This window comes from Alkalibacterium iburiense (genome assembly GCF_039521845.1).
Taxonomy (GTDB): Bacteria; Bacillota; Bacilli; order Lactobacillales; family Carnobacteriaceae_A; genus Alkalibacterium; species Alkalibacterium iburiense.
The window spans coordinates 1-5,179 of record NZ_BAAACW010000043.1 but is presented as its reverse complement, the minus strand read 5'-3'; the positions used below and the strand labels follow the sequence as shown (position 1 = coordinate 5,179).

Below are 5,179 nucleotides of genomic sequence, written 5' to 3'. Positions count from 1 at the left end.
AAACTTAATCAAAACGCAAATTAATTTGGTAAAATAGCCTCTAAAATCAGAGGTATGAATTATTCAGGTATTGGCATAACTTCTTTTTTAAATCAAATTAGATATTTTGAAAAAGCAATCTTACATACTTGAAAGGAGGTGATTCACAATGACGAAAAAAATATTTAATTCCTTATTGTTACTGTTTTTAGGTTTTTCGATTTTTGCACAAACTTCTATTTCAGTTCACGCATATGAGGAAAATTACAGCAACATATCTTATGAAGAGTCTATAACAGATACTAACCCTATTATGGATAAAAATGGGTTTAATAATCCGATTATTCCTTTTTCTCCACCTAGTCAAGGAGGAGATGGTGGGGGGTATAGCAATGAATGGCATTATTACGGTGATTCTAGAAATGCTAATAGTACAGCTAATTGGCTATATGGACAACTAATTGGGTGGGGTCTAAGCTTTATTCCAAATTTAAAATATTTCTCTTCCTCTTTGGTAACCACTGTTCTTGCTCACGCACTATCTAATAGAAGTGTCGTTTATTACAAGGTTTCTACTTATATTACAAACACTTCAGATAGGGGGCGTCAAATACGCTCTACAATATTAGTATACAGCGATATGGCAAGAACTAATTTAATTGGTCAGAATACTCGACTGGCTTTTGAATACTAAAGATAATACATAATCTCAAAAGAACTGACAAATCATTTTCAGTTCTTTTGATTTTGTTTTATACTCAGTTTATTGAATATTCTATTATGTAACATAAACTTATTATACTAGGAGTGGTTTTGTTGAAATTCCAAGAGTTAAGAACTGTTGATAAACAAAAAAGATACAGGTATATTGTAATGCTTCCTTCACTCTTTCTTCTCATTACATTATTATCATATGAGGCACATTATGCCCTTTTTACTTCAATCCTTTCTCTTACTATGATTATTGACTTGTTTTTCGTAGGTATATTAAATAACAAAAAAAATTATAACTATACCTATTTTCTTATGGATTCACTTACATTAATTCTAATTACCCTATTATCTATCCTAATCATTTCGCCTATGGTTATTTCACTTTTGTCAAGGCTAACATCGCTTACGATTTTTGAAGCCCATTCTTATTGGACTTATGTAGTTAGTTCTCCATTGCTCGTATACTTATTATGGTATTTAGTCATTAAGGCTCAAAAAAAGACTTACCGAGTAGATGTCAATTGGAAATGGAAAGCATCTACGATAAAGAATTTAAACTTTAATGAAAATGACTTTGAATAAAATATTCATTCCCCATAATAAAGAAAGGAAACAGTTCCCCGATGGCAAACTGTTTCCTTTTTATTTTAATCTAAGAGATTTCCTTTTATGTTACGGATACGGGCTTCTTTGAATAAAGAAAAATACTTGGCCCGCTGTATTTTTAATTGGACTTGATTGACTGGATGTTTCTCTATGGCAATAGAGTCCAGCTTTTGGGCTTGTTCCCAAGCTTTTTTCTGCTTGTTCATTAATGCCACTAGCTGTTCATCATAGCTCTTTTTTAGTTTCCCCTTTTTTCTAAATACTGCCACAGTTCCACCTACATTTCTCTTCTGCCTTCGACTGCTTTCAGCAAGGTGACCTCGTCTGCATACTCAATATCGCTACCCACAGATAAGCCATGAGCCAACCGCGTGACTTTAATACCGGCCGGTTTAATCAGTCTGGATAAATACATGGCCGTCGCTTCGCCTTCGGCTGTTGCGTTGGTCGCAATAATGACTTCTTCCACTTCGTCTTTTTGCAGGCGTTTGATTAAGACCGGGATATTAATATCCTCTGGACCTGTCCCTTCAATCGGTGACAATACTCCGTGCAACACATGATACTGACCTTTGAAATCCTGCATTTTTTCCATAGCAATCACATCTTTAGGGGATTCGACCACTAGAATAATGGATTGATCTCTATTTTTATCCTGGCATATATCGCAGGGATCATTTTGTGTCATATTTCCACAAATGGAACAGTACTGCAAATCTCTTTTCACACTGATAAGGGACTTGGCAAAGCGAGTCACATCATCTTCGTTCATATTCACTGTATAAAAAGCCAGACGAGCGGCGGTTTTTTCGCCGATCCCTGGCAATTTCATATAGCTTTCCATTAATTGTGCAATCGGTTCTGGATAGTGCATGACCGTTTCCTTTCTCTTATGAAGCAGCTGTACGCGCTCCATAGCCACTCATTTTTAATTTAAAATCCTGGTAAGCCCATACCTTTAGTATATTTACCCATTACTTTTTCTGTTTCTGTATCGATTTTTTCTAAAGCATCATTAACCGCTAATAAGACTAAATCTTCAATGATTTCGACATCTTCAGGGTCAACAATTTCTTCTTTAATAGACACACTTCTTAAAGTCTTGTCTCCAGTAAAAGTAACAGTGACTAAATCATCGTTAGCTGTTCCAGTAAATTCTCTTTCGTTTAACTCGTTCTGGTTCTTTTCCATTTCTTTTTGCATTTTCTGCATTTTTTTCATCATGCCTTGCATATTTCCCATTCCACCGCGCATAAATGAATCTTCCTTTCCATATTTAGTCTTTAACTTTTACAACTTCTTTTCCAAATAGTTGAAAAGCTTCACTTACAATTGTATCATCTTCTTCTGATTCAGGCTCATCCGATTCCTCGGATTCACTAGATGAAGGGACATTGGCTTTCATTTGATCAATAAAAGATTGTCTGACTTTTGGCCACTGCTCACTCGGAACAGTCACTAATTCAGCTCTGTGACCGACTATTTTTTCTAAATAATCGCCTACAGCATCCAGTAAGAATGTGTCACTTGACGCTCTTTCACACAGAATATCATAATCAAAGGTTACAACCAAGCCTTTTGGACTCGCTGCAACAGGTTTAGAGGTATTCATAATGGCCTTTTGGCTGGTTGATAAAGCATCTATCAAATCAGGCCAAATATCTTTTAATTTCAGCAAATCATCTTTGGTTGCTTCTTCCAATACTCTGTACACTTGTCTCGTATTCACTTTGAAGGCTGTTTGTTTTTTAGCCGTATTTCTTTTCGGTTGAGCTGCCCTTCCGTTAGAGCTTCCATTTGAAGGCACGCCTTTTTGCAAGTTTTCAATCAGGCTCTGCATCTGTCTCATCTTGTTTTTCAAGTCGTTCAGTTCTTGATGGTTTGCACTCTCTTTTTCTGGATGGGTTTCTGGCGAGGCTTGAACCGGTTGAGCTAATCGGACCGTCGCCACTTCCAGATACACTTCCGCGTGAGTGGACTGTTTCATTTCTTGCTGGGTTTCGTTCATGATACGAATCGTCGCGTACATCTTTTCCGGATTGGCTTTTTCAGCTAATGCGATAAAGGCATCATCGACTTTACTCATTTTCAAGACCGCTTCGTCTTTTGTTTTCTGGTAAATCAAGATATCACGACAAAATATAATGGTGTCTTCCACTAAGCGATTGGCATCTTTTCCTTCTTGCATCATCTGGTGCAGAAGGGCCAAACCGGTTTGGGTATCATTGTTTAGTGCAGCCGTAATGTAATCGATGAGCAGCTCTTGGGTGATGCTTCCGGTGATGCGCAAGGTATCTTCCAGCTTAATGGTGCCATCTGAGAAAGATAAAGCCTGATCGAGAATACTTAAAGCGTCACGCATTCCTCCCTCTGCTGCTTTTGCGATAGCAAGCAGAGCATCTTCTTCATAATCCACTTGTTTTTCCTTCAATATATATGTCATTCGGCGAATGATATCTTTAGGTGAAATCCGTCTAAAGTCAAAGCGCTGGGTACGTGAGATTATAGTTAAAGGAATTTTGTGCGGTTCTGTTGTGGCTAGGATAAAGACCACGTTCATCGGAGGTTCTTCTAATGTTTTCAGTAAGGCGTTAAATGCTCCCATAGACAACATATGCACCTCATCGATGATGTACACTTTATAGTCTGCTTCTGTCGGGGCATAATTCGCTCGCTCACGTATGTCTCGAATTTCTTCAACCCCGTTGTTACTGGCCGCATCAATTTCTATAACGTCCCCTAATCGTCCTTGTGTAATAGACTGGCACAGATCACAGTCGTTACAGGGTTCGCCGTCTGTACTGTTTTTGCAGTTCATCGCTTTGGCAAAAATTTTAGCCGCGCTGGTCTTTCCCGTTCCTCTCGGTCCTGAAAATAAATAAGCGTGACTGGTATTGCCTTGGCTGATGGCGTTTTTTAACGTTTGAGTGATTGCTTCTTGACCGGCTACATCTTCAAATCGCTGAGGTCGCCACACTCGGTATAATGCCTGATAGCTCATAATTTCCCTCTTCTCTCTTTCCGTACTCTTCTTAATTATAGGACAAAAGCTAAGAGATTGAAAAAGAATTTTAGCTTATTTAGCAAAAAAGTTGAATGTCTACTCGATGTGATGAGTGATTGTAATCTTTAGGTAGCTTTAGCGACGTTAGAGACCTAATTAAAAAAGCTAACGCCTCGAATAAACTCTTTAGCGGTGTTAACAAAATAAAAAGCGAAGTGAACACCTCTAAAAAAAGTGTTGCAGATGTTAGCACTCCATTCTGTCAAGCTAACACCGCTAAAGGAAGCTTATTTATTTTCATTCTTGTCACTCATCATATCTGGAATGATTGATAGAATTTCATTTTTCACGTTTCTAGAATCAATGAATGAAATAGTGTAAGGATTTTGGAATATCTTATTTTACAAAAAAAAAGACGTCCTTATGAAAGGAACATCTTTGAATATGAATAAGTGCTAATATAATGGTGCCTATGTAAGCACATGACACATGGAGGAACAGTACTTAGTGCTGCTTCCTTCCGGACCTGACACGGTTCATACGTCCACCATTGTCCTGTGGCCTCTCGGCAACTATTATACTATCACAGACTCTATCTCTTTTCCAGTCTATTTCCAATTTTTCTTATCCTTTTCTTAATTTTTGACCAAATTATGACCACCCAGCTTTTTAGCACTGAGTGGTCTGAGTGAAGAAAGTTAGAATTCAAGCGGATCATCGGCTGTATCGGGAGTTTAACAGCTGGAATCAATAAAAAGTGACACAAAGCCTGTTATGGCTTTATTTTTTTGTCAAATTTGATAAACTTATATTGTAGTACTATGTAGTAATATGTTATAATAGAGATACATTTAAAAGGAATGAGGATTAGCTATG

Annotated in this window: 5 protein-coding genes and 1 other RNA gene; 1 reads left to right on the top strand and 5 read right to left on the bottom strand. The window is 37.5% G+C overall.

The genetic code is table 11. The features are described from left to right. The first annotated feature begins 148 nt into the window (after positions 1 to 148). Entirely contained in the window at positions 149 to 673 is a 525-nt protein-coding gene (locus ABDZ53_RS03790; RefSeq protein WP_343754138.1) for a hypothetical protein, read from the top strand. A 667-nt stretch (positions 674 to 1,340) separates the two neighbouring features. On the opposite strand, the gene ABDZ53_RS03785 is transcribed toward ABDZ53_RS03790, so the two are convergent. The 5 genes from ABDZ53_RS03785 to ffs form a co-directional block, all read right to left on the bottom strand. Then, on the bottom strand, positions 1,341 to 1,568 hold the full coding sequence (locus ABDZ53_RS03785; protein WP_343754136.1) for a YaaL family protein: 228 nt from the start codon (positions 1,566 to 1,568) through the stop codon (positions 1,341 to 1,343). An 8-nt stretch (positions 1,569 to 1,576) separates the two neighbouring features. Beyond that, positions 1,577 to 2,173, bottom strand: coding sequence for a recombination mediator RecR (gene recR, locus ABDZ53_RS03780; RefSeq protein ID WP_343754140.1), 597 nt, complete (start codon positions 2,171 to 2,173; stop codon positions 1,577 to 1,579). A gap of 59 nt (positions 2,174 to 2,232) precedes the next feature. After that, a complete protein-coding gene (locus ABDZ53_RS03775) occupies positions 2,233 to 2,553 on the bottom strand; it encodes a YbaB/EbfC family nucleoid-associated protein (RefSeq protein ID WP_343754134.1) in 321 nt (106 codons plus the stop codon). A gap of 22 nt (positions 2,554 to 2,575) precedes the next feature. Next, on the bottom strand, positions 2,576 to 4,300 hold the full coding sequence (gene dnaX, locus ABDZ53_RS03770; protein ID WP_343754132.1) for a DNA polymerase III subunit gamma/tau: 1,725 nt from the start codon (positions 4,298 to 4,300) through the stop codon (positions 2,576 to 2,578). 473 nt (positions 4,301 to 4,773) lie between these two features. Further along, positions 4,774 to 4,870: signal recognition particle sRNA small type (ffs, locus tag ABDZ53_RS03765), an RNA gene on the bottom strand. Positions 4,871 to 5,179: the final 309 nt, after the last annotated feature.